We start from the raw sequence: 21,597 nt of genomic DNA, 5'->3' as shown, positions 1-21,597 counted from the left end.
TCTTATTGCCAGGGGATGCTATGGAAACCTTCCTTTCCCTTCGTCATATCAACAAAACGTTTCATGCCACGCGAGCGCTGCGCGATGTTTCTCTCGACTTTATGTCGGGTGAGGTGCACTGCCTTGCCGGGCAAAACGGCTGTGGTAAATCGACGTTGATTAAAATTATGTCCGGTGTTTATCGCCCGGATGAGGGGGCGGAAATTACGCTTGGTGGGAAAAACTGGTCAAAGCTGACACCCGCCGCTTCGGTGGCGCAGGGGATTCAGGTGATTTATCAGGACCTCTCTTTATTTCCTAACCTGAGTGTCTGGGAGAATATCGCCGTGAATCACTATCACCACGGACTGTTTGTTAACCGACGTCGTCTGCGTGAGGTGGCGCAGGCGGCAATGACCAGTATTAACGTCACATTGCCACTGGATACGCTCGTTTCTGAGCTTTCAATTGCCCGCTGTCAGCTGGTGGCAATTTGCCGTGCACTGGCGCAGGACGCACGGTTGATCGTGATGGATGAACCAACCGCTTCGCTGACCCATCAGGAAGTGCAAGGGTTATTACAGGTGGTGCATCAATTGCGGGAACGCGGGATCTGCGTGGTCTTCGTCAGTCATCGTCTGGAAGAGGTGATGGAAGTTTCCGACCGTATTTCAGTGTTGAAAGATGGTGAGCTGGTCGGGACCTTTCCGGCTGCAGAGATGACCACAAAACAACTCGGTTTCCTGATGACCGGCCAGGAGTTTGAATATCAGGTGCGAGAGTTGTGGCAGGGAAAATCCAGCACCCCAGTGCTGGAGGTGCGTAATTTAAGTCGTCATGGGGAATATCAAAATATTAACTTGCGGGTGGAAGCGGGCGAAGTGGTGTCGATTGTTGGCCTGCTTGGTGCGGGGCGCACGGAATTATGTCTGAGTCTGTTTGGTATGACCCGACCGGATGCTGGTGAGATCCTCATCAACGGTCAGCCGGTTACACTGCATAGTAACCAGGACGCCATCCGCCACGGTATTGGTTATGTTTCGGAAGATCGCATGTCGCGCGGTTTGGTGATGGCGCAATCTATTGAAGACAACATCATTAGCACTGTTTTTCACAAGGTAAAAGATCGCTTCGGCTTTCTGAGTGAAGCTAAAGTGCGTGACCTGGTGGACAGGCTAATTAAGGCATTGACCATCAAAGTCTCTGACCCACATCTCCCGGTGAATACGCTTTCCGGGGGTAACGCGCAGCGAGTATCGATCGCCAAATGGCTGGCGATTGGGCCACGACTGTTGATTCTCGATAGCCCGACTGTCGGTGTTGATATCGCCAACAAAGCAGGAATATACGGCATTATCAGCGATCTGGCGGCTCATGGCATTGCGGTATTGATGATCTGCGATGAAATTGAAGAAGCGTGGTATCAAAGCCACCGGATTTTGGTAATGCAAAAAGGTCAGATCACCCATAGCTTCCTGCCTGACAGCAGTTCTCAGGCCAGGATTGCGGAGGTGGTAAATGGCTGAACTGAAAAAACGCCATGAATTCTGGCTGGCATTACTGATTATAGTGCTGTTTGTTGGCCTTGCCTGGCGCAGCGACGAGTTTCTGACATTCGGTAATTTGTACGATCTCGCCAATAACTATGCCATGTTGACTATTCTCGCCTGTGGTTTGTTTGTGGTGTTAATTTCCGGTGGGATTGATATTTCGTTTCCGGCAATGACCATCATTGCGCAATACGGCATGGTGCTGTTGCTGCAAAAAATGGGTGGCAACTTTGCTGTCGCGTTTGCCCTGGCGGGCGGCATCGGCATTTTACTTGGCTTAATAAACGCCTTACTGGTTAATCGCCTACGGGTGCCTTCTATCATCATCACCATTTCGACGCTGAATATTTTCTATGGCCTGCTGTTATGGTTGAGTAAAGGTGTGTGGCTGTACGACTTTCCGCCGTGGTTTGAGCAGGGGGTAATGTTGTTCAAGTACACCGATGTTGACGGCTATGACTATGGCCTTGGTCTGCCGCTGATCGCCATGATTACGGTGGTGCTGCTGACAGCGTTTATCATGAATTTCACCAGTGTAGGGCGCAAAATTTATGCCCTTGGCGGGAACCGTGAATCAGCCAGTCGCATCGGCTTTAGCGTGCTGAAACTGCAACTTTTCGTTTACGGCTATATGGGATTGATGTCTGGTGCTGCGGGTGTAGTGCAGTCGTGGACGGTGATGACTGTCGCCCCCGATTCTCTTCTGGGTTATGAGCTGACAGTACTGGCTGCGGTGGTGCTTGGCGGCACTAGTTTGCTCGGCGGGCGCGGCACGTTAACCGGTACTTTGCTCGGCGTGGTGTTGTTGGCAGTGATGCAAAACGGGCTAAATTTATTGGGAGTCTCGTCTTACTGGCAAACATTGATCACAGGCATCATCATCGTTGCCAGCATTAGCGCCACGGCGTGGAGTCAGCATCAGAACCGGAGTCTGCTATGAAAAAATCGTGGCGTAATAACGTTGAGTTTTATTTGATCGGCCTGCTGGTGCTAACTGTTGCCGCGTTCAGCATTACTATGCCGGAGATTTTCTGGTCGATAAGTAACTTCCAGTCTGTCGCTTCGCAAATGCCCGTGCTGGGCATTCTGGCGTTGGCTATGGCGGTGACCATGCTTTGTGGCGGCATTAACTTGTCAATTATTGCTACCGCTAACGCCTGTTCACTGGTGATGGCGTGGGTGGCGACTCAGTATCCGCCGGGTATTACTACGGTTGTCGCTACGCTGCTGGCGGGCGCTGGTGCGGCGGTGATAATTGGTTTATGTAATGGCGTATTGATTGCCGGTATTCGAGTGTCGCCAATTCTTGCAACGCTTGGGATGATGACGTTGCTCAAAGGGGTAAATATTCTGGTGACAGGCGGTAGCGCCATTGCCAATTATCCCTCATGGGTGCTGTGGTTGAATCATGCACAGTGGTTCGGTATTCCGCTACCGATGTGGTTGTTTACCGCAGTGGCGCTGGGGCTGTGGATATTGCTGGAGAAAACGCCGCTCGGTAAATCCATTTATCTGATTGGTTCTAACGAACGAGCAACACTTTACTCCGGTATTAACACGCGTCGGGTGCTGATATGGGTGTATGTCATTTCCGCCTTGCTTTGTGCGGTAGCGGCATTTTTGATGATGTCGAAACTCAACTCGGCTAAGGCCTCTTATGGCGAATCGTACTTGCTGGTGTCAATCCTCGCGGCAGTACTCGGCGGGGTTAATCCGGACGGCGGCAGCGGGCGGATAATTGGTATGGTGCTGGCGCTGTTTCTTCTGCAAATTATTGAAAGCGGCTTCAATATTCTCGGGATAAGCCCCTACCTGACGATGGCCTTATGGGGAACGTTGCTGCTCTGTTTCATTCAGGCTCGCGGCATGTTGGGGCTGGATCGGGTGGTTTAAATATTGGCTATATTCAATGGACGCGTTTTGCCGCGATGACATATCAGGCATCGCCAAATACACATAGCTAATCAGGAGTAAACACAATGAAGATCAAAGCTGTTGGTGCATATTCCGCTAAACAACCGCTGGAACCGATGGATATTACCCGGCGTGAACCGGGACCGCATGATGTCAAAATTGAAATCGCTTACTGTGGCGTCTGCCATTCCGATATCCACCAGGTCCGTTCCGAGTGGGCGGGGACGGTTTATCCCTGCGTGCCGGGCCATGAAATTGTGGGGCGCGTGGTAGCCGTTGGTGATCAGGTAAAAAAACATGCACCGGGCGATTTGGTCGGTGTCGGCTGCATTGTCGACAGCTGTAAACATTGCGAAGAGTGTGAAGATGGGCTGGAAAACTACTGTGATCACATGACCGGCACCTATAACTCGCCGACGCCGGACGAACCGGGCCATACGCTGGGCGGCTACTCACAACAGATCGTCGTTCATGAGCGATATGTTCTGCGTATTCGTCACCCGCAAGAGCAGCTGGCGGCGGTGGCTCCTTTGTTGTGTGCAGGGATCACCACATACTCGCCGCTACGTCACTGGCAGGCCGGGCCGGGTAAAAAAGTGGGAGTGGTCGGCATTGGCGGTCTGGGGCATATGGGGATAAAGCTGGCCCACGCGATGGGGGCGCATGTAGTGGCGTTTACCACGTCTGAGTCAAAACGCGAAGCGGCAAAAGCCCTTGGGGCCGATGAAGTTGTTAACTCGCGCAATGCCGATGAGATGGCGGCTCATGTGAAGAGTTTCGATTTCATTTTGAATACCGTAGCTGCGCCACATAATCTCGATGATTTTACCACCTTGCTGAAGCGCGATGGCACCATGACGCTGGTTGGTGCGCCTGCGACACCGCATAAATCGCCGGAAGTTTTCAACCTGATCATGAAACGCCGCGCGATAGCCGGCTCTATGATTGGCGGCATTCCAGAAACACAGGAGATGCTCGATTTTTGCGCCGAACATGGCATCGTGGCTGATATAGAGATGATTCGGGCCGATCAAATTAATGAAGCCTATGAGCGAATGCTGCGAGGAGATGTGAAATATCGTTTTGTTATCGATAATCGCACACTAACAGACTGAAACAATTAATAAATACCCTGTGGTTTAACATATTAACTTCGCTCTCCACTTAACTTTTTAGTTAAGGAGAGCGAAATAATATCAAAGTAGCGGTAAAACCTATAACGTAAATTCAAATTGTTAAAATAACTACCTCCAGTACACAATACTTCACTCGTTAGTTATGAGCGATTTCTGATAGTGCCTGGTTTAATCAGGGCTTTATTATCTGCGACGTTTATTTTTATTTAAGAGAGATCGCAATGATACCATTAAAAGCGCCGCACAATAATTTGTTGCTATATACGAAACAAAGCGTACACAATACGGTTAAAAACAATCAGTTACCTGAAGATATCAGAAGTACACTGGTTTCTTGTGTCGATATATTCAAGGTTTTGATTAAACAATACTATGATTATCCTTATGATTGTCGTGATGATTTAGTCGATGATGATAAACTCATTTATCTCATGGCTGCCGTACGAGATTGCGAGTGGGCAGCCGACAATGCGCTTACCATAAATGTGCAGTTTAATGATTTCCCTGGAGTTTATGACTGGGTGGATTACCCTGATTACCCGATTAAGTTTGTTTTTCGGATACTTGAAAATCAAAAAGGGACCGTTTGGGTATATGATCAGGATGACGTGTTTCTTGATATTAAAGAGAATATCCATGCCGGACGCTTCACCGGACTTAAGAAATTAGTGCAGTTTATCGATTCAGTACGAACAGATTGCAAATGCATTCTTCTTGAGCACCATATGCCTTTGTTGAGACTTTTCCGTGAAGGGAAAGAATGTGAGCATGTAGAAAAATGGCTTCGCGAAATGTCGCGCATTCCAGATGCAGACGCACCTATTAAGCAGGCGCTTGCGTATGAATTATTATTGCACTTAAAAAATATTTACCCTGTTTTTCCTAAATCGCTAGTGATGTTATTGCTCTCCGTTCTGAACGTGAAAACATACAGAGATGATGCACGATTAAATCAATGGGTATCTAATAGAGTGCAGGAATTAGGTGACAAATATTATCCTGTAAATAAGCACGTTAAAATACGCTACACTCTTTAGTTTAGAAACTTTTCCATCTCCAATTTGTTATTCCATCAGAGAGTGAATCGCAAAGCGGGTAATCATTTCATCTGCTTATCTCTACGTCAAATGGCATTTACCCTCCTTTTTCGCCGATATTTTGTTGTGATCGGCGTCATGTTGCTTAAAAAGTGAACTTGTGCGAGTGTTTTATGAATGTGTTGGTTGAAATTCATATGAAAAAAATCATAATTCCATCATGTTTGTGTGGGGTCTTTTCTGTATCTTACGCATCGCACTCAAGCCTGACAGACAATATGCTGTAAGGCTCATATCACAAACCGCCATTAGCTCATCAGGAAGAGCAGACGACAACCAGGATTGTTGTATGGTACGGGGTTCGAGGCCTCGATGGCGGTCCAATTTTTCAAAACTCTTCTGAATCAGATCCTCTTATTATCATCCTTGCAGAGTGGATGGAGCATTGCCAGCTACTCACTGAAGCAGACAAATGAAAAAAGCCCACACAGGGGAGAGTGGGCTGAAATGGGAAGCTAAAGACTCAAGTAAACTTATCGGAAATAAGGACCACGCATTACGGGGGGTATCATCGCCGATGAGCGGGATTCGGCAAATCAGGTTGATTACGTAGAGAGTAAATTATCTGCTCACCGCTGCGTTACTCCTTCGTAAATCAGGCGTAGCGCGAATACACCAATAATTGCACCAATAACCCGACTGGCAACGCGTTGCATACGCCCATAAGCACGACGCACAGCGGGCAAAGAAAACGCCTGACTAAGAAAGACTCGCCAGATAATTGATGCGAACACAATTCCCGCCCAGGCCATTAAACGTGCCCAAGTTGGTGTTTCAGCATTTAACGTTACTGAGAAAATACTGATAAAAAATAAAACGGTCTGTGGATTAGAGAGATCGGTAATTAATCCACGGCGAAAAAAGACATACCAGGGGGCGCTAATCGGTTGTTGTAGTGTGCTTATTTGCGGTGTTGACTGGCGGCGCATGCTGCACCACGCAAACCATAAGAGATAAGCGCCGCCGACGATTCTAATAAGCGAAAAAATCTCCTCACACTGCGTAATGAGTGTCGCAAGACCATACAAACCCAACCCGGAATAAAACGCATCGCCCAGTGCCACGCCCAACCCGGTCAGCACTCCTGCGCGTCGACCGGAAGCCAGGCTGGTTTGCACCACCACAAAAAGATTGGCTCCCGGATTAAAAAAAGTCATCACGAACAGTCCTACGGTCAGGTAAACGGCGTGCAAGGGATCCATGTGATTTCATCCATAAATAAGTGAAGTAACTTCATCATATTTCTACAAAAAATAATCGGATGCGAGAGAGATCACAAAGTGTCTTATTTCCGGTTACTGGCGTTTATGCCCTGACTGAACTAATTATTAATCAGCCCAATAATATGGGTGGGTGATAGTTTGATAACAACTCTGGAGCCGTAATATGAAAATAATCTCTAAAATGTTAATCGGTGCGTTAGCGTTTGCCGTTACCAACGTTTATGCCGCAGAATTAATGACCAAAGCAGAATTTGAAAAAGTTGCATCGCAATATGAAAAAATAGGTGATATTTCAAGCAGTAATGAAATGTCGACTGCAGATGCGAAAGAAGATCTGATCAAAAAAGCGGATGAAAAAGGGGCAGATGTGTTGGTGCTGACCTCTGGTCAAACTGACAATAAGATCCACGGCACGGCAAATATTTATAAGAAGAAATAATTCTGCACCCCATGTAAACATGCCCGATGCGTAAGTTTATCGGTGATCATCTATTGAAATTTATGCCGGATAAGGCGTTCGCGCTGGATTCGGCATTTCAGTTTTTCAGCCGCCGCCAGAATGTCGTTCGGCTGATACCTAAATAATTCGCCGCGGCTGTTTTATCGCCATTAAATTTCTCCAGTGCCTGTTGTGGCGTCAGTAAGCATGGACCGGGAGTTTCCGCCGACTCGCGCGCCAGTTCCGGCAGTAGCAACTGCAAAAATTGCGGCGTTAAATCCGGCGTCGGTTCCACACTTAAAAATAGCGCCAGTCGTTCCATCATATTGCGCAGTTCACGAATATTTCCCGGCCAGTTGTAGCGCAATAGCACAGTTTCACTTGCCTGTAATCCCTGACGTAACGCGGAAGAAAAAGGCGCAGTAAGTGCCGCCAGTGACACTTTCAAAAAGCTTTCCGCCAGCGGCAGAATATCCGCCACCCGCTCGCGTAGCGGCGGCAATTGCAGACGCAAAATACTCAGTCGATAAAACAGATCACGGCGAAAACGCCCTTGCTGCATATCCTCTTCGAGATTGCAGTGAGTGGCGCTAATAACCCGCACATCCACCGGAACAGGCTGATGCCCGCCGACGCGGGTGACCTCTTTTTCTTCCAGCACCCGCAGCAGCCGGGTCTGCAACGGCAGCGGCATTTCACCAATCTCGTCCAGAAACAGCGTACCGCCGTGGGCAATTTCGAACAGCCCGGCGCGGCCTCCGCGTCGCGAGCCGGTAAACGCTCCTTCCTCATAGCCAAACAGCTCCGCTTCCAGCAGAGATTCAGCAATCGCCCCGCAGTTGACGGCAACAAAAGGATGCGACTTTTTGCCCTGTCGCGCATCGTGGCGGGCAAAATATTCCCGATGAATCGCCTGGGCCGCCAGCTCTTTGCCCGTCCCCGTTTCCCCTTCAATCAACACCGCCGCACTGGAGCGGGCATACAGCAAAATAGTCTGCCGTACCTGTTCCATCTGTGGTGATTGACCGAGCATATCGCCCAGCACGTAACGAGTACGCAGGGCGTTGCGGGTGGCATCGTGAGTGTTATGGCGTAACGACATGCGCGTCATATCCAGCGCATCGCTAAATGCCTGGCGCACGGTGGCGGCAGAATAGATAAAAATTCCGGTTATTCCGGCTTCTTCTGCCAGGTCGGTAATCAGCCCCGCGCCGACCACCGCTTCGGTGCCGTTGGCTTTTAGCTCGTTAATCTGCCCACGTGCGTCTTCTTCGGTAATGTAGCTACGTTGGTCGAGGCGCAAATTAAAGGTTTTTTGAAACGCTACCAGTGCCGGAATGGTTTCCTGATAGGTGACAACGCCGATAGAAGAGGTGAGTTTTCCGGCTTTTGCCAGCGCCTGTAACACATCGTAGCCGCTCGGTTTAATCAAAATAACCGGCACTGACAGGCGACTTTTAAGATATGCGCCGTTAGAGCCAGCAGCAATGATGGCGTCGCAGCGTTCGCTGGCCAGTTTTTTGCGGATGTAGGTCACCGCTTTTTCAAAGCCAAGCTGAATAGGGGTGATATTCGCCAGGTGATCAAACTCGAGACTGATATCGCGAAACAGCTCGAACAGGCGCGTTACCGATACCGTCCAGATCACCGGTTTGTCGTCATTCAGCCGTGGTGGATGTGCCATAGCGCACCGCAAAGTTAAGAAACCGAATATTGGGTTTAGCCTTGTTTCATAATTGTTGCAATGAAACGCGGTGAAACATTGCCTGAAACGTTAACTGAAACGCATATTTGCGGATTACTTCATGACTTTATCTCTAACAAATTGAAATTAAACATTTAATTTTATTCAGGAAATTGTGGCATACCCCTTGCTTTGTCTTTATCAACGCAAATAACAAGTTGATAACAAAGGATGGGCTATGTCTCTACACTCTCCAGGTAAAGCGTTTCGCGCTGCACTGTCTAAAGAAAATCCATTGCAGATTGTTGGCACCATTAACGCCAACCATGCGCTGTTGGCGCAGCGTGCCGGATATCAGGCAATTTATCTCTCCGGCGGTGGCGTGGCGGCAGGGTCGCTGGGGTTGCCGGATCTCGGTATTTCTACTCTTGATGATGTGCTGACTGATATTCGTCGTATCACTGACGTCTGCTCGCTGCCGCTGCTGGTGGATGCGGATATCGGTTTTGGCTCTTCGGCCTTTAACGTTGCCCGCACCGTGAAATCGATGATTAAAGCCGGTGCGGCGGGCTTACATATTGAAGATCAGGTTGGAGCAAAACGCTGCGGTCATCGCCCGAACAAAGCGATCGTCTCGAAAGAAGAGATGGTGGATCGGATCCGCGCGGCGGTGGATGCGAAAACCGATCCTGATTTTGTGATCATGGCGCGCACCGATGCGCTGGCGGTTGAAGGGTTGGATGCGGCGATCGAGCGTGCGCAGGCCTATGTTGAAGCGGGTGCCGAAATGCTGTTCCCGGAGGCGATTACCGAACTCGCCATGTACCGCCAGTTTGCCGATGCGGTGCAGGTGCCAATCCTCGCCAACATTACTGAATTTGGTGCCACGCCGCTGTTTACCACCGACGAATTACGCAGCGCCCATGTCGCAATGGCGCTGTATCCCCTTTCTGCTTTCCGCGCAATGAACCGCGCCGCTGAACATGTCTACAACGTCCTGCGCCAGGAAGGCACGCAGAAAAGCGTCATCGACACCATGCAGACCCGCAACGAGCTGTATGAAAGCATCAACTACTACCAGTACGAAGAGAAGCTCGACGACCTGTTTGCCCGTAACCAGGCGAAATAAAAAACGCCCTTTGGTTGTATTCGACAACCGATGCCTGATGCGCCGCTGACGCGGCTTATCAGGCCTACGGGATGAACTGAACTGTAGGTCGGATAAGACGCATGACGTCGCATCCGACAACCGATGCCTGATGCGTCGCTGACGCGGCTTATCAGGCCTACGGGATGAACTGAACTGTAGGTCGGATAAGACGCATAGCGTCGCATCCGACAACAATCTCGACCCTACAAATGATAACAATGACGAGGACAACATGAGCGACACAACGATCCTGCAAAACAGTACCCATGTCATTAAACCGAAAAAATCTGTGGCACTTTCTGGCGTTCCGGCGGGCAATACGGCGCTCTGCACCGTGGGTAAAAGCGGCAACGACCTCCATTACCGTGGCTACGATATTCTTGATCTGGCGGAACATTGCGAATTTGAAGAAGTGGCGCATCTGCTGATCCACGGCAAACTGCCGACCCGTGACGAACTCGCCGCCTACAAAACGAAACTGAAAGCCCTGCGCGGTTTACCGGCTAACGTGCGTACCGTGCTGGAAGCCTTACCGGCGGCGTCGCACCCGATGGATGTTATGCGCACCGGCGTTTCCGCGCTCGGCTGCACGCTGCCAGAAAAAGAGGGGCATACCGTCTCTGGCGCGCGTGATATTGCCGACAAACTGTTGGCGTCGCTGAGCTCGATTCTTCTCTACTGGTATCACTACAGCCACAACGGCGAACGCATCCAGCCGGAAACCGATGACGATTCCATCGGCGGTCACTTCCTGCATTTGCTGCACGGCGAAAAGCCGTCGCAAAGCTGGGAAAAGGCGATGCATATTTCGCTGGTGCTGTACGCCGAACACGAGTTTAACGCCTCCACCTTTACCAGCCGGGTGATTGCGGGCACCGGCTCTGACATGTATTCAGCGATTATCGGCGCGATTGGCGCACTGCGCGGGCCGAAACACGGCGGGGCGAATGAAGTGTCGCTGGAGATCCAGCAACGCTACGAAACGCCGGACGAAGCCGAAGCCGATATCCGCAAGCGCGTGGAAAACAAAGAAGTGGTGATTGGTTTTGGACATCCGGTTTATACCATCGCTGACCCGCGTCATCAGGTGATCAAACGCGTGGCGAAGCAGCTCTCGCAGGAAGGCGGCTCGCTGAAGATGTACAACATCGCCGATCGTCTGGAAGCGGTGATGTGGGAGAGCAAAAAGATGTTCCCCAATCTCGACTGGTTCTCCGCTGTTTCCTACAACATGATGGGCGTTCCCACCGAGATGTTCACGCCACTGTTTGTTATCGCCCGCGTCACCGGCTGGGCAGCGCACATTATCGAACAACGTCAGGACAACAAAATTATCCGTCCTTCCGCCAATTACGTTGGACCGGAAGACCGCCAGTTTGTCGCGCTGGATAAGCGCCAGTAAACCTCTACGAATAACAAGAAGGAAACGTACCCAATGTCAGCTCAAATCAACAACATCCGCCCGGAATTCGACCGCGAAATTATTGATATTGTCGATTACGTCATGAACTACGAAATCAGCTCCAGAGTGGCCTACGACACCGCCCATTACTGCCTGCTCGACACCCTTGGCTGCGGTCTGGAAGCTCTCGAATACCCGGCCTGTAAAAAACTGCTGGGGCCAATTGTTCCTGGCACCGTCGTACCTAACGGCGTGCGCGTCCCCGGAACTCAGTTCCAGCTCGACCCCGTCCAGGCGGCATTTAACATCGGCGCGATGATCCGCTGGCTTGATTTCAACGATACCTGGCTGGCGGCGGAGTGGGGCCATCCTTCCGACAACCTCGGCGGCATTCTGGCAACGGCGGACTGGCTTTCGCGCAACGCGGTCGCCAGCGGCAAAGCGCCGTTGACCATGAAACAGGTGCTAACCGGAATGATCAAAGCCCATGAAATTCAGGGCTGCATCGCGCTGGAAAACTCCTTTAACCGCGTTGGCCTCGACCACGTTCTGTTAGTGAAAGTGGCTTCCACCGCCGTGGTCGCCGAAATGCTTGGCCTGACCCGCGAGGAAATTCTCAACGCTGTTTCGCTGGCGTGGGTGGACGGTCAGTCGCTGCGCACCTATCGCCATGCGCCGAACACCGGCACGCGTAAATCCTGGGCGGCGGGCGATGCCACTTCCCGCGCGGTACGTCTGGCACTGATGGCGAAAACGGGCGAAATGGGTTACCCGTCAGCCCTGACCGCGCCGGTATGGGGCTTCTACGACGTCTCCTTTAAAGGTGAATCGTTCCGCTTCCAGCGTCCGTACGGTTCTTACGTCATGGAAAATGTGCTGTTCAAAATCTCCTTCCCGGCGGAGTTCCACTCCCAGACGGCAGTTGAAGCGGCGATGACGCTCTATGAACAGATGCAGGCAGCAGGCAAAACGGCGGCGGATATCGAAAAAGTGACCATTCGCACCCACGAAGCCTGTATTCGCATCATCGACAAAAAAGGGCCGCTCAATAACCCGGCTGACCGCGACCACTGCATTCAGTATATGGTGGCGATCCCACTGCTGTTCGGGCGCTTAACGGCAGCAGATTACGAAGAAAACGTCGCGCAAGATAAACGCATCGACGCCCTGCGCGAGAAGATCAATTGCTTTGAAGATCCGGCATTTACCGCTGACTACCACGACCCGGAAAAACGCGCCATCGCCAATGCCATAACCCTTGAGTTCACCGACGGCACGCGATTTGAAGAAGTGGTGGTGGAGTACCCAATTGGTCATGCTCGCCGCCGTCAGGATGGCTTTCCGAAGCTGGTGGATAAATTCAAAATCAATCTCGCGCGCCAGTTCCCGACTCGCCAACAGCAGCGCATTCTGGAGGTTTCTCTCGACAGAACTCGCCTGGAACAGATGCCGGTCAATGAGTATCTCGATCTGTACGTCATTTAAGTAAACGGCGGTAAGGCGTAAGTTCAACAGGAGAGCATTATGTCTTTTAGCGAATTTTATCAGCGTTCGATTAACGAACCGGAGCAATTCTGGGCCGAGCAGGCCCGGCGTATTGACTGGCAGACGCCCTTTACGCAAACGCTCGATCACAGCAATCCGCCGTTTGCCCGTTGGTTTTGTGAAGGCCGAACCAATTTGTGCCACAACGCCATCGACCGCTGGCTGGAGAAACAGCCAGAGGCGCTGGCATTAATTGCCGTCTCTTCGGAAACAGAAGAAGAGCGCACCTTTACCTTTCGCCAGTTGCATGACGAAGTGAACGCGGTGGCGTCAATGCTGCGCTCACTGGGCGTACGGCGTGGCGATCGGGTGCTGGTGTATATGCCGATGATTGCCGAAGCGCATATTACCCTGCTAGCCTGCGCGCGCATTGGCGCTATTCACTCGGTAGTGTTTGGTGGATTTGCCTCGCACAGCGTGGCTGCGCGGATTGATGACGCTAAACCGGTGCTGATTGTCTCGGCAGATGCCGGAGCGCGCGGTGGCAAAATTATTCCGTATAAAAAATTGCTCGACGATGCGATAAGTCAGGCTCAGCATCAGCCGCGCCACGTTTTGCTGGTGGATCGCGGGCTGGCGAAAATGGCGCGCGTCAGCGGGCGGGATGTCGATTTCGCGTCGTTGCGCCATCAACACATCGGCGCGCGGGTGCCGGTGGCGTGGCTGGAATCCAACGAAACCTCCTGCATTCTCTACACCTCCGGCACGACCGGCAAACCAAAAGGTGTACAGCGTGACGTCGGCGGTTATGCGGTGGCGCTGGCGACCTCAATGGACACCATTTTTGGCGGTAAAGCGGGCGGTGTGTTCTTCTGTGCGTCGGATATCGGCTGGGTAGTTGGGCATTCGTATATCGTCTACGCGCCGCTGCTGGCGGGGATGGCGACTATCGTTTACGAAGGATTGCCGACTTATCCTGACTGCGGTGTGTGGTGGAAAATCGTCGAGAAATATCAGGTTAGCCGGATGTTCTCAGCGCCAACCGCCATTCGCGTGCTGAAAAAATTCCCTACCGCCGAAATTCGCAAACACGATCTCTCGTCGCTGGAAGTGCTCTATCTGGCGGGGGAGCCGCTGGATGAGCCGACTGCCAGTTGGGTGAGCAATACGCTGGATGTGCCGGTCATCGACAACTACTGGCAGACTGAATCCGGCTGGCCGATTATGGCGATTGCTCGTGGTCTGGACGACAGGCCGACACGTCTGGGAAGCCCCGGCGTGCCGATGTATGGCTACAACGTGCAGTTGCTCAATGAAGTCACCGGCGAACCGTGCGGCGTCAACGAGAAAGGGATGCTGGTGGTGGAAGGGCCATTGCCGCCGGGGTGTATTCAAACCATCTGGGGCGACGACGACCGTTTTGTGAAGACGTACTGGTCGCTGTTTTCCCGTCCGGTGTACGCCACCTTTGACTGGGGCATCCGCGATGCTGACGGTTATCACTTTATTCTCGGGCGCACTGACGATGTGATTAATGTTGCCGGGCATCGGCTTGGCACACGCGAGATTGAAGAGAGTATCTCCAGTCATCCGGGCGTTGCTGAAGTGGCGGTGGTTGGGGTGAAAGATGCGCTGAAAGGGCAGGTGGCGGTGGCGTTTGTCATTCCGAAAGAGAGCGATAGCCTGGAAGATCGCGAGGTGGCGCACTCGCAAGAGAAGGCGATTATGGCGCTGGTGGACAGCCAGATTGGCAACTTTGGTCGCCCGGCGCACGTCTGGTTTGTCTCGCAATTGCCAAAAACGCGATCCGGAAAAATGCTGCGCCGCACGATCCAGGCGATTTGTGAAGGAAGCGATCCGGGGGATCTGACGACTATTGATGATCCTGCGTCGTTGGATCAGATCCGCCAGGCGATGGAAGAGTAAGGTATTGTCGGATGTGTCGTGTGGCGCGTCCGACACCGTGCGCAGATGCCTGATGCGACGCTGACGCGTCTTATCATGCCTACAGGCCTGAACCGCAGGTCGAATAAGGCGCACGCGGCGCATCCGACAGCTATGCGTAGATGCCTGATGCAACGCAGGCGCGTCTTATCATGCCTACAGGCCTGAACCGTAGGTCGGATAAGGCGCACGCGGCGCATCCGACACCGTGCGCAGATGCCTGATGCGACGCTGACGCGTCTTATCATGCCTACAGGCCTGAACCGTAGGTCGGATAAGGCGCACGCGCCGCATCCGACACTGTGCGCAGATGCCTGATGCGAGGCAGGCGTGTCTTATCATGTGTACCCATTTTTTCTCAAATAAGTTTTTATCCACTTTTCCGCATTCATCCATATAAAAAATATATCCCTCCACGAAAACGATTGCTTTTTATCTTCAGATGAATAGAATGCGGCGGATTTTTTGGGTTTCAAACAGCAAAAAGGGGGAATTTCGTGTCGCAAGATAACAACTTTAGCCAGGGGCCAGTCCCGCAGTCGGCGCGGAAAGGGGTATTGGCATTGACGTTCGTCATGCTGGGATTAACCTTCTTTTCCGCCAGTATGTGGACCGGCGGCACTCTCGGAACCGGTCTTAGCTATCATGATTTCTTCCTCGCAGTCCTCATTGGTAATCTTCTCCTCGGTATTTACACTTCATTTCTTGGTTACATTGGCGCAAAAACCGGCCTGACCACCCATCTTCTTGCTCGCTTCTCGTTTGGTGTTAAAGGCTCATGGCTGCCTTCACTGCTGCTGGGCGGCACTCAGGTCGGCTGGTTTGGTGTTGGCGTGGCGATGTTTGCTATTCCGGTGGGCAAGGCAACCGGGCTGGATATTAATTTGCTGATTGCCGTTTCCGGTTTACTGATGACCGTCACCGTCTTCTTTGGCATTTCGGCGCTGACGGTACTTTCGGTGATTGCGGTTCCGGCGATTGCCTGCCTTGGCGGTTATTCCGTATGGCTGGCCGTTAACGGCATGGGCGGCCTGGAGGCATTAAAAGCGGTCGTTCCCGCACAACCGCTAGATTTCAATGTCGCGCTGGCGCTGGTTGTGGGGTCATTTATCAGCGCGGGTACGCTCACCGCTGACTTTGTCCGCTTTGGTCGCAATGCCAAACTGGCGGTGCTGGTGGCGATGGTGGCCTTTTTCCTCGGCAACTCGTTGATGTTTATTTTCGGTGCAGCGGGCGCGGCGGCACTGGGGATGGCGGATATCTCTGATGTGATGATTGCTCAGGGCCTGCTGCTGCCCGCGATTGTGGTGCTGGGGTTGAATATCTGGACCACCAACGATAACGCGCTCTATGCGTCGGGTTTAGGTTTCGCCAATATTACCGGTATGTCGAGCAAAACTCTTTCAGTAATCAACGGTGTTATCGGCACGGTCTGCGCACTATGGCTGTATAACAATTTTGTCGGCTGGCTAACCTTCCTTTCGGCTGCTATTCCTCCGGTGGGTGGCGTGATCATCGCCGACTATCTGATGAACCGTCGCCGCTATGAGCACTTTGCGACCACGCGTATGATGAGTGTCAATTGGGTGGCGATTCTGGCGGTCGCGCTGGGGATTGCCGCAGGCCACTGGTTACCGGGCATTGTTCCGGTCAACGCGGTATTAGGTGGCGCGCTGAGTTATCTGATCCTTAACCCGATTTTGAATCGCAAAACGACAGCTGCAATGACGCATGTGGAGGCTAACAGTGTCGAATAACGCTTTACAGACAATTATTAACGCCCGGTTACCCGGCAAAGAGGGGCTATGGCAGATTCATCTGCAGGACGGAAAAATCAGCGCCATTGATGCGCAATCCGGCGTGATGCCCGTAACAGAAAACAGCCTGGATGCCGAGCAAGGTTTAGTTTTACCGCCGTTTGTGGAGCCGCATATTCACCTGGATACCACGCAAACCGCCGGGCAACCGAACTGGAATCAGTCCGGCACGCTGTTTGAAGGCATTGAACGCTGGGCCGAGCGCAAAGCGTTATTAACCCATGGCGATGTGAAACAACGCGCCTGGCAAACGCTGAAATGGCAGATTGCCAACGGTATTCAGCATGTGCGTACCCATGTCGATGTTTCGGATGCAACGCTAACTGCGCTGAAAGCAATGCTGGAAGTGAAGCAGGAAGTCGCGCCGTGGATTGATCTGCAAATTGTCGCCTTCCCGCAGGAAGGGATTTTGTCGTATCCCAACGGTGAAGCGTTGCTGGAAGAGGCGTTACGCTTAGGGGCAGATGTAGTGGGGGCGATTCCGCATTTTGAATTTACCCGTGAATACGGCGTGGAGTCGCTGCATAAAACCTTCGCCCTGGCGCAAAAATACGACCGTCTCATAGACGTTCACTGTGATGAGATCGATGATGAACAGTCACGCTTTGTCGAAACCGTTGCTGCCCTGGCTCACCGTGAAGGCATGGGCGCGCGAGTCACCGCCAGCCACACCACGGCAATGCACTCCTATAACGGGGCGTATACCTCGCGCCTGTTCCGTTTGCTGAAAATGTCCGGTATTAACTTTGTCGCCAACCCGCTGGTCAATATTCATCTACAAGGGCGTTTCGATACGTATCCAAAACGTCGCGGTATTACGCGCGTTAAAGAGATGCTGGAGTCCGGCATTAACGTCTGCTTTGGTCACGATGATGTCTTCGATCCGTGGTATCCACTGGGAACGGCGAATATGCTGCAAGTGCTGCATATGGGGCTGCATGTTTGTCAGTTGATGGGCTACGGGCAGATTAACGATGGCCTGAATTTAATCACCCACCACAGCGCCAGGACGTTGAATTTGCAGGATTACGGCATTGCCGCCGGAAACAGCGCCAACCTGATTATCCTGCCGGCTGAAAATGGATTTGATGCGCTGCGCCGTCAGGTTCCGGTACGTTATTCGGTACGTGGCGGCAAGGTGATTGCCAGCACACAACCGGCACAAACCACCGTATATCTGGAGCAGCCAGAAGCCATCGATTACAAACGGTAATCGGCTGGGTTGCAGCGAGCGTAGTTTATGCCGGATGCGGCGTGAACGCCTTGCACTGAACTCGTAGGCCTGATAAGCGTCGCGCATCAGGCAATTCCAGCCGCTGACCTGTGTCAGCGGCTACCGTGATTCATTCCCGCCAACAACCGCACATTCATCCAACGCCATTTGCAAAAATGCCTTTGCGGCGGCTGTCTGCCAGCTATTTTTCCGCCGCAACAAAACCGCCGTTCTCTCCAGTAACGGTGGGGCAAGGGATATAGCTTTAAGCCCGTCATGTTGTGTGGCAATCGCTGCTGGCAACAATGTGGAAAGGGAAGTGCGGCGAATCAGCGCCAGAACTGCGCTAATTGAGTTCGCCTCTATCACCACCTGTGGATGTAGCCCCGCTTTCTCGCAGTAGTGGTCAATTTGCTCTCTGGTGGCAAATTCCGCGCTGAGCAGTACCAGTTTTTCATCATGCAAGCAACTCAACGCCACCTGTTCATGGACTGCCAGTGGATGATGTTGCGCCACGACTAACGCTAAACTTTCTGTCAGTAAAGGTATTGCCTCCAGTTCCGGCGAATGCACCGGCGCGAAGGCAATCCCAACATCCAGCTCGTCGCGGCAAAGCAGATCTTCGATTTTCTCCTGTGACATTTCCTGTAGCTGGAGCGTGATGCCGGGATAACGCGCATAGAAATCCGCCATTAAAGGGCCGATAAAGTAGCTCGTGAAGGTGGGGGTGACGGCGATGCGCAGCGATCCTCGCGTCAAATCGGCAACATCATGAATCGCCCGTTTACCCGCCCCCAGTTCCTGTAACGCACGGCTGGCGTACTGTCGCCAGACTTCTCCCGCATCGGTGAGACGAATCGTTCGCCCGCTACGGTCAAACAGCGGTACGCCCAAACTCTCTTCTAACTGGCGAATCTGCTGGGAAAGCGCAGGTTGGGAGATATGCAACGCACTGGCGGCACGGGTGAAGCTGCCATGTTCAGCCACGGCAAGAAAGTAATTGATATGTCGAGAGAGCATTCGCCAACCTATAAGTAAATCCAATAGAACTCATCATAAATGAGTCTTTTACCTTATGGCAATCGGCGAGTAGTCTGCCTCTCATTCCAGAGACAGACAGAGGTTAACGGTGAAAGAGATTATTGATGGATTCCTTAAATTCCAGCGCGAGGCATTTCCTGAGCGGGAAGCCTTGTTTAAACAGCTGGCGACACAGCAAAGCCCGCGCACACTTTTTATCTCCTGCTCCGACAGCCGTCTGGTCCCTGAGCTGGTGACGCAACGCGAACCTGGCGATCTGTTCGTGATTCGCAACGCGGGCAATATCGTCCCTTCCTACGGACCGGAACCTGGTGGCGTTTCTGCTTCGGTGGAGTATGCCGTCGCTGCGCTTCGGGTATCTGACATTGTGATTTGCGGTCATTCCAACTGTGGCGCGATGACCGCCATTGCCAGCTGTCAGTGCATGGACCATATGCCTGCCGTTTCCCACTGGCTGCGTTATGCCGATTCAGCCCGCGTCGTTAATGAGGCGCGCCCGCATTCCGATTTAGCGTCAAAAGCTGCGGCGATGGTACGTGAAAACGTCATTGCTCAGTTGGCTAATTTGCAAACTCATCCATCGGTGCGCCTGGCGCTCGAAGAGGGGCGGATCGCTCTGCACGGCTGGGTCTACGACATTGAAAGCGGAAGTATCGCAGCCTTTGACGGCGCAACCCGCCAGTTTGTGCCACTGGCAGCTAATCCTTGCGTTTGTGCCATACCGCTACGCCAGCCGACCGCAGCGTAACCTTATTTTTAAACCATCAGGAGATTCACCATGATTCAGTCGCAAATTAACCGCAATATTCGTCTTGATCTTGCCGATGCCATTTTGCTCAGCAAAGCTAAAAAAGATCTCTCATTTGCCGAGATTGCCGACGGCACCGGTCTGGCAGAAGCCTTTGTGACCGCGGCTTTGCTGGGGCAGCAGGCGCTTCCTGCCGACGCTGCCCGCCTGGTCGGGGAGAAGCTGGAGCTCGACGAAGACGCCATTTTACTGTTGCAGATGATTCCACTGCGTGGCTGCATTGATGACCGTGTTCCAACCGACCCAACGATGTACCGTTTCTATGAAATGTTGCAGGTGTACGGCACAACCCTGAAAGCGTTGGTTCATGAGAAGTTTGGCGATGGCATTATCAGCGCGATTAACTTCAAACTCGACGTTAAGAAAGTGGCGGATCCGGAAGGTGGCGAACGCGCGGTCATCACCTTAGATGGCAAATATCTGCCGACCAAACCGTTCTGACAACCATGCGCGACCATCAAAAGACGTTCACGATGCTGCTGGTTCTGGTGCTGATTGGTCTTAATATGCGACCACTGCTCACCTCCGTCGGGCCACTGCTACCGCAATTGCGCCAGGCGAGCGGAATGAGCTTTAGCGTGGCTGCCCTGTTGACGGCTCTGCCGGTGGTCACCATGGGCGGGCTGGCGCTGGTCGGAAGCTGGCTTCATCAGCATGTCAGCGAACGTCGCAGCGTCGCCATCAGTTTGTTGCTGATAGCCGTCGGCGCATTGATGCGAGAGCTTTACCCTCAAAGTGTGCTGCTGCTTAGCAGCGCACTGCTCGGTGGAGTGGGGATCGGCATCATTCAGGCGGTGATGCCTTCGGTGATTAAACGGCGGTTTCAGCAGCGCACGCCACTGGTGATGGGGCTGTGGTCTGCGGCTCTGATGGGCGGCGGTGGACTTGGTGCCGCCCTGACGCCCTGGTTAGTTCAACACAGCGAGATTTGGTTCCAGACTCTCGCCTGGTGGGCGCTGCCTGCCATTATTGCGCTCTTTGCCTGGTGGTGGCAAAGCTCCCGCGAGGTCGTATCTTCCCACAAGACAACAACCACTCCGGTTCGCGTGGTATTCACTCCCCGCGCGTGGACGCTGGGCCTTTACTTCGGTCTGATTAACGGCGGTTACGCCAGTCTGATTGCCTGGTTACCCGCCTTCTATATTGAGATCGGTGCCAGCACGCAGTACAGCGGTTCCTTGCTGGCGTTGATGACGCTTGGTCAAGCCGCAGGGGCATTGCTGATGCCTGCTATGGCTCGCCATCAGGATCGGCGCAAACTATTAATGCTGGCACTGGCGTTACAACTGGTGGGTTTCTGCGGCTTTATCTGGCTGCCGCTGCAATTGCCGGTATTGTGGGCAATGGTGTGTGGGTTAGGTCTGGGTGGCGCATTTCCGCTCTGTTTGCTGCTGGCGCTCGATCACTCTGCGCAACCCGCTATTGCTGGCAAACTGGTGGCGTTTATGCAGGGGATTGGTTTTATCATTGCCGGGCTTGCTCCGTGGTTTTCTGGTGTGCTGCGTAGTATCAGTGGCAATTACCTGATGGACTGGGCGTTTCATGCGCTGTGCGTCGTTGGGCTGATGATCATAACCCTGCGTTTTGCACCAGCACGTTTTCCGCAGCTGTGGGTCAAAGAGGCATGATGCGACGCTCGTTCCTGCGCTTTGTTTACGCCGGATGCGGCCTACGTAGATCACTGAACTTATAGGCCTGATAAGCGGAGCGCATCA

19 protein-coding genes and 1 pseudogene are annotated in these 21,597 nt (G+C 52.5%); 17 read left to right on the top strand and 3 right to left on the bottom strand.

The features are described from left to right. Nucleotides 1-20: 20 nt before the first annotated feature. The 7 genes and pseudogenes from FQZ95_RS12430 (at nt 21) to FQZ95_RS26145 (ending at nt 6,229) form a co-directional block, all read left to right on the top strand. Complete coding sequence (locus FQZ95_RS12430; RefSeq protein WP_000447340.1) at nt 21-1,505, top strand: sugar ABC transporter ATP-binding protein; 1,485 nt, start codon at nt 21-23, stop codon at nt 1,503-1,505. Continuing rightward, entirely contained in the window at nt 1,498-2,469 is a 972-nt protein-coding gene (locus FQZ95_RS12425; protein ID WP_032183379.1) for an ABC transporter permease, read from the top strand. Before FQZ95_RS12430 ends, FQZ95_RS12425 begins: the two co-directional genes overlap by 8 nt. Beyond that, nucleotides 2,466-3,422, top strand: coding sequence for an ABC transporter permease (locus FQZ95_RS12420; RefSeq protein WP_032302512.1), 957 nt, complete (start codon nt 2,466-2,468; stop codon nt 3,420-3,422). Before FQZ95_RS12425 ends, FQZ95_RS12420 begins: the two co-directional genes overlap by 4 nt. 86 nt (nt 3,423-3,508) lie before the next feature. Continuing rightward, on the top strand, nt 3,509-4,558 hold the full coding sequence (gene yahK, locus FQZ95_RS12415; protein WP_032183383.1) for an NADPH-dependent aldehyde reductase YahK: 1,050 nt from the start codon (nt 3,509-3,511) through the stop codon (nt 4,556-4,558). A 242-nt stretch (nt 4,559-4,800) separates the two neighbouring features. Continuing rightward, a complete protein-coding gene (locus FQZ95_RS12410) occupies nt 4,801-5,616 on the top strand; it encodes a hypothetical protein (protein WP_032183385.1) in 816 nt (271 codons plus the stop codon). A gap of 220 nt (nt 5,617-5,836) precedes the next feature. Continuing rightward, nucleotides 5,837-6,019 (top strand): hypothetical protein, encoded by a 183-nt coding sequence (locus FQZ95_RS26985; RefSeq protein ID WP_439218385.1) that lies wholly within the window; start codon nt 5,837-5,839, stop codon nt 6,017-6,019. Next, nucleotides 5,989-6,229 (top strand): annotated as a pseudogene (locus tag FQZ95_RS26145) (hypothetical protein). Before FQZ95_RS26985 ends, FQZ95_RS26145 begins: the two are co-directional and overlap by 31 nt. A 16-nt stretch (nt 6,230-6,245) precedes the next feature. Here the strand turns inward: FQZ95_RS26145 and FQZ95_RS12405 are convergent. Further along, nucleotides 6,246-6,878 carry a LysE family transporter gene (locus FQZ95_RS12405; protein WP_000371335.1) on the bottom strand — a complete coding sequence of 211 codons (633 nt, stop codon included), beginning with the start codon at nt 6,876-6,878 and terminating at the stop codon, nt 6,246-6,248. A 184-nt stretch (nt 6,879-7,062) separates the two neighbouring features. Between FQZ95_RS12405 and yahO the strand changes: the two genes are divergently transcribed. Next, nucleotides 7,063-7,338, top strand: coding sequence for a DUF1471 family periplasmic protein YahO (gene yahO, locus FQZ95_RS12400; RefSeq protein ID WP_032183387.1), 276 nt, complete (start codon nt 7,063-7,065; stop codon nt 7,336-7,338). Nucleotides 7,339-7,435: 97 nt separating this feature from the next. On the opposite strand, the gene prpR is transcribed toward yahO, so the two are convergent. Next, complete coding sequence (prpR, locus tag FQZ95_RS12395; RefSeq protein WP_088541906.1) at nt 7,436-9,022, bottom strand: propionate catabolism operon regulatory protein PrpR; 1,587 nt, start codon at nt 9,020-9,022, stop codon at nt 7,436-7,438. Nucleotides 9,023-9,260: 238 nt separating this feature from the next. Between prpR and prpB the strand changes: the two genes are divergently transcribed. The 6 genes from prpB (at nt 9,261) to codA (ending at nt 18,033) form a co-directional block, all read left to right on the top strand. Continuing rightward, complete coding sequence (gene prpB / locus FQZ95_RS12390; protein ID WP_000052170.1) at nt 9,261-10,151, top strand: methylisocitrate lyase; 891 nt, start codon at nt 9,261-9,263, stop codon at nt 10,149-10,151. A 253-nt stretch (nt 10,152-10,404) separates the two neighbouring features. Continuing rightward, the gene (prpC, locus tag FQZ95_RS12385) at nt 10,405-11,574 is read left to right on the top strand and encodes a bifunctional 2-methylcitrate synthase/citrate synthase (protein ID WP_001285904.1); all 1,170 of its coding nucleotides are present in this window, start codon (nt 10,405-10,407) and stop codon (nt 11,572-11,574) included. A 33-nt stretch (nt 11,575-11,607) separates the two neighbouring features. Then, the gene (prpD, locus tag FQZ95_RS12380; RefSeq protein WP_160530254.1) at nt 11,608-13,059 is read left to right on the top strand and encodes a 2-methylcitrate dehydratase; all 1,452 of its coding nucleotides are present in this window, start codon (nt 11,608-11,610) and stop codon (nt 13,057-13,059) included. Nucleotides 13,060-13,098: 39 nt separating this feature from the next. Then, on the top strand, nt 13,099-14,985 hold the full coding sequence (gene prpE / locus FQZ95_RS12375; RefSeq protein ID WP_160530253.1) for a propionate--CoA ligase: 1,887 nt from the start codon (nt 13,099-13,101) through the stop codon (nt 14,983-14,985). A gap of 515 nt (nt 14,986-15,500) precedes the next feature. After that, nucleotides 15,501-16,760: a cytosine permease gene (codB, locus tag FQZ95_RS12370; RefSeq protein WP_032183393.1), complete on the top strand. Its 1,260-nt coding sequence runs from the start codon at nt 15,501-15,503 to the stop codon at nt 16,758-16,760. After that, nucleotides 16,750-18,033 (top strand): cytosine/isoguanine deaminase, encoded by a 1,284-nt coding sequence (codA, locus tag FQZ95_RS12365; RefSeq protein ID WP_160530252.1) that lies wholly within the window; start codon nt 16,750-16,752, stop codon nt 18,031-18,033. Before codB ends, codA begins: the two co-directional genes overlap by 11 nt. 120 nt (nt 18,034-18,153) lie before the next feature. Here codA and cynR read toward each other — a convergent pair whose 3' ends face one another. Then, nucleotides 18,154-19,053, bottom strand: a complete 900-nt coding sequence (cynR, locus tag FQZ95_RS12360) for a transcriptional regulator CynR (RefSeq protein WP_105278254.1) — start codon at nt 19,051-19,053, stop codon at nt 18,154-18,156. A 109-nt stretch (nt 19,054-19,162) separates the two neighbouring features. Between cynR and cynT the strand changes: the two genes are divergently transcribed. From cynT to cynX, 3 genes are read left to right on the top strand one after another with little or no spacing between them, the layout of a single operon-like run. Further along, nucleotides 19,163-19,822 (top strand): carbonic anhydrase CynT, encoded by a 660-nt coding sequence (cynT, locus tag FQZ95_RS12355; RefSeq protein WP_000658634.1) that lies wholly within the window; start codon nt 19,163-19,165, stop codon nt 19,820-19,822. 30 nt (nt 19,823-19,852) lie between these two features. After that, nucleotides 19,853-20,323 (top strand): cyanase, encoded by a 471-nt coding sequence (gene cynS / locus FQZ95_RS12350; RefSeq protein WP_160524149.1) that lies wholly within the window; start codon nt 19,853-19,855, stop codon nt 20,321-20,323. Nucleotides 20,324-20,328: 5 nt separating this feature from the next. After that, a complete protein-coding gene (gene cynX / locus FQZ95_RS12345) occupies nt 20,329-21,510 on the top strand; it encodes a cyanate transporter CynX (protein WP_160530251.1) in 1,182 nt (393 codons plus the stop codon). Nucleotides 21,511-21,597: the final 87 nt, after the last annotated feature.

This window comes from Escherichia sp. HH41S (assembly GCF_009820115.1).
Classification (GTDB): domain Bacteria; phylum Pseudomonadota; class Gammaproteobacteria; order Enterobacterales; family Enterobacteriaceae; genus Escherichia; species Escherichia coli_F.
The sequence above is the reverse complement of the archived record's forward strand: the minus strand, read 5'-3'. Positions and strand labels throughout refer to the sequence as shown.

Coding starts and splice junctions, on each gene's coding strand:
- cynS (WP_160524149.1), top strand. CDS start 19,853: ATGATTCAGTCGCAAATTAACCGCAATATTCGTCTTGATCTTGCCGAT.
- cynX (WP_160530251.1), top strand. CDS start 20,329: ATGCGCGACCATCAAAAGACGTTCACGATGCTGCTGGTTCTGGTGCTG.
- prpR (WP_088541906.1), bottom strand. CDS start 9,022: ATGGCACATCCACCACGGCTGAATGACGACAAACCGGTGATCTGGACG.
- FQZ95_RS12410 (WP_032183385.1), top strand. CDS start 4,801: ATGATACCATTAAAAGCGCCGCACAATAATTTGTTGCTATATACGAAA.
- FQZ95_RS12425 (WP_032183379.1), top strand. CDS start 1,498: ATGGCTGAACTGAAAAAACGCCATGAATTCTGGCTGGCATTACTGATT.
- prpB (WP_000052170.1), top strand. CDS start 9,261: ATGTCTCTACACTCTCCAGGTAAAGCGTTTCGCGCTGCACTGTCTAAA.
- FQZ95_RS12420 (WP_032302512.1), top strand. CDS start 2,466: ATGAAAAAATCGTGGCGTAATAACGTTGAGTTTTATTTGATCGGCCTG.
- yahK (WP_032183383.1), top strand. CDS start 3,509: ATGAAGATCAAAGCTGTTGGTGCATATTCCGCTAAACAACCGCTGGAA.
- yahO (WP_032183387.1), top strand. CDS start 7,063: ATGAAAATAATCTCTAAAATGTTAATCGGTGCGTTAGCGTTTGCCGTT.
- prpD (WP_160530254.1), top strand. CDS start 11,608: ATGTCAGCTCAAATCAACAACATCCGCCCGGAATTCGACCGCGAAATT.
- FQZ95_RS12405 (WP_000371335.1), bottom strand. CDS start 6,878: ATGGATCCCTTGCACGCCGTTTACCTGACCGTAGGACTGTTCGTGATG.
- FQZ95_RS12430 (WP_000447340.1), top strand. CDS start 21: ATGGAAACCTTCCTTTCCCTTCGTCATATCAACAAAACGTTTCATGCC.
- FQZ95_RS26985 (WP_439218385.1), top strand. CDS start 5,837: ATGTTTGTGTGGGGTCTTTTCTGTATCTTACGCATCGCACTCAAGCCT.
- prpE (WP_160530253.1), top strand. CDS start 13,099: ATGTCTTTTAGCGAATTTTATCAGCGTTCGATTAACGAACCGGAGCAA.
- prpC (WP_001285904.1), top strand. CDS start 10,405: ATGAGCGACACAACGATCCTGCAAAACAGTACCCATGTCATTAAACCG.
- cynR (WP_105278254.1), bottom strand. CDS start 19,053: ATGCTCTCTCGACATATCAATTACTTTCTTGCCGTGGCTGAACATGGC.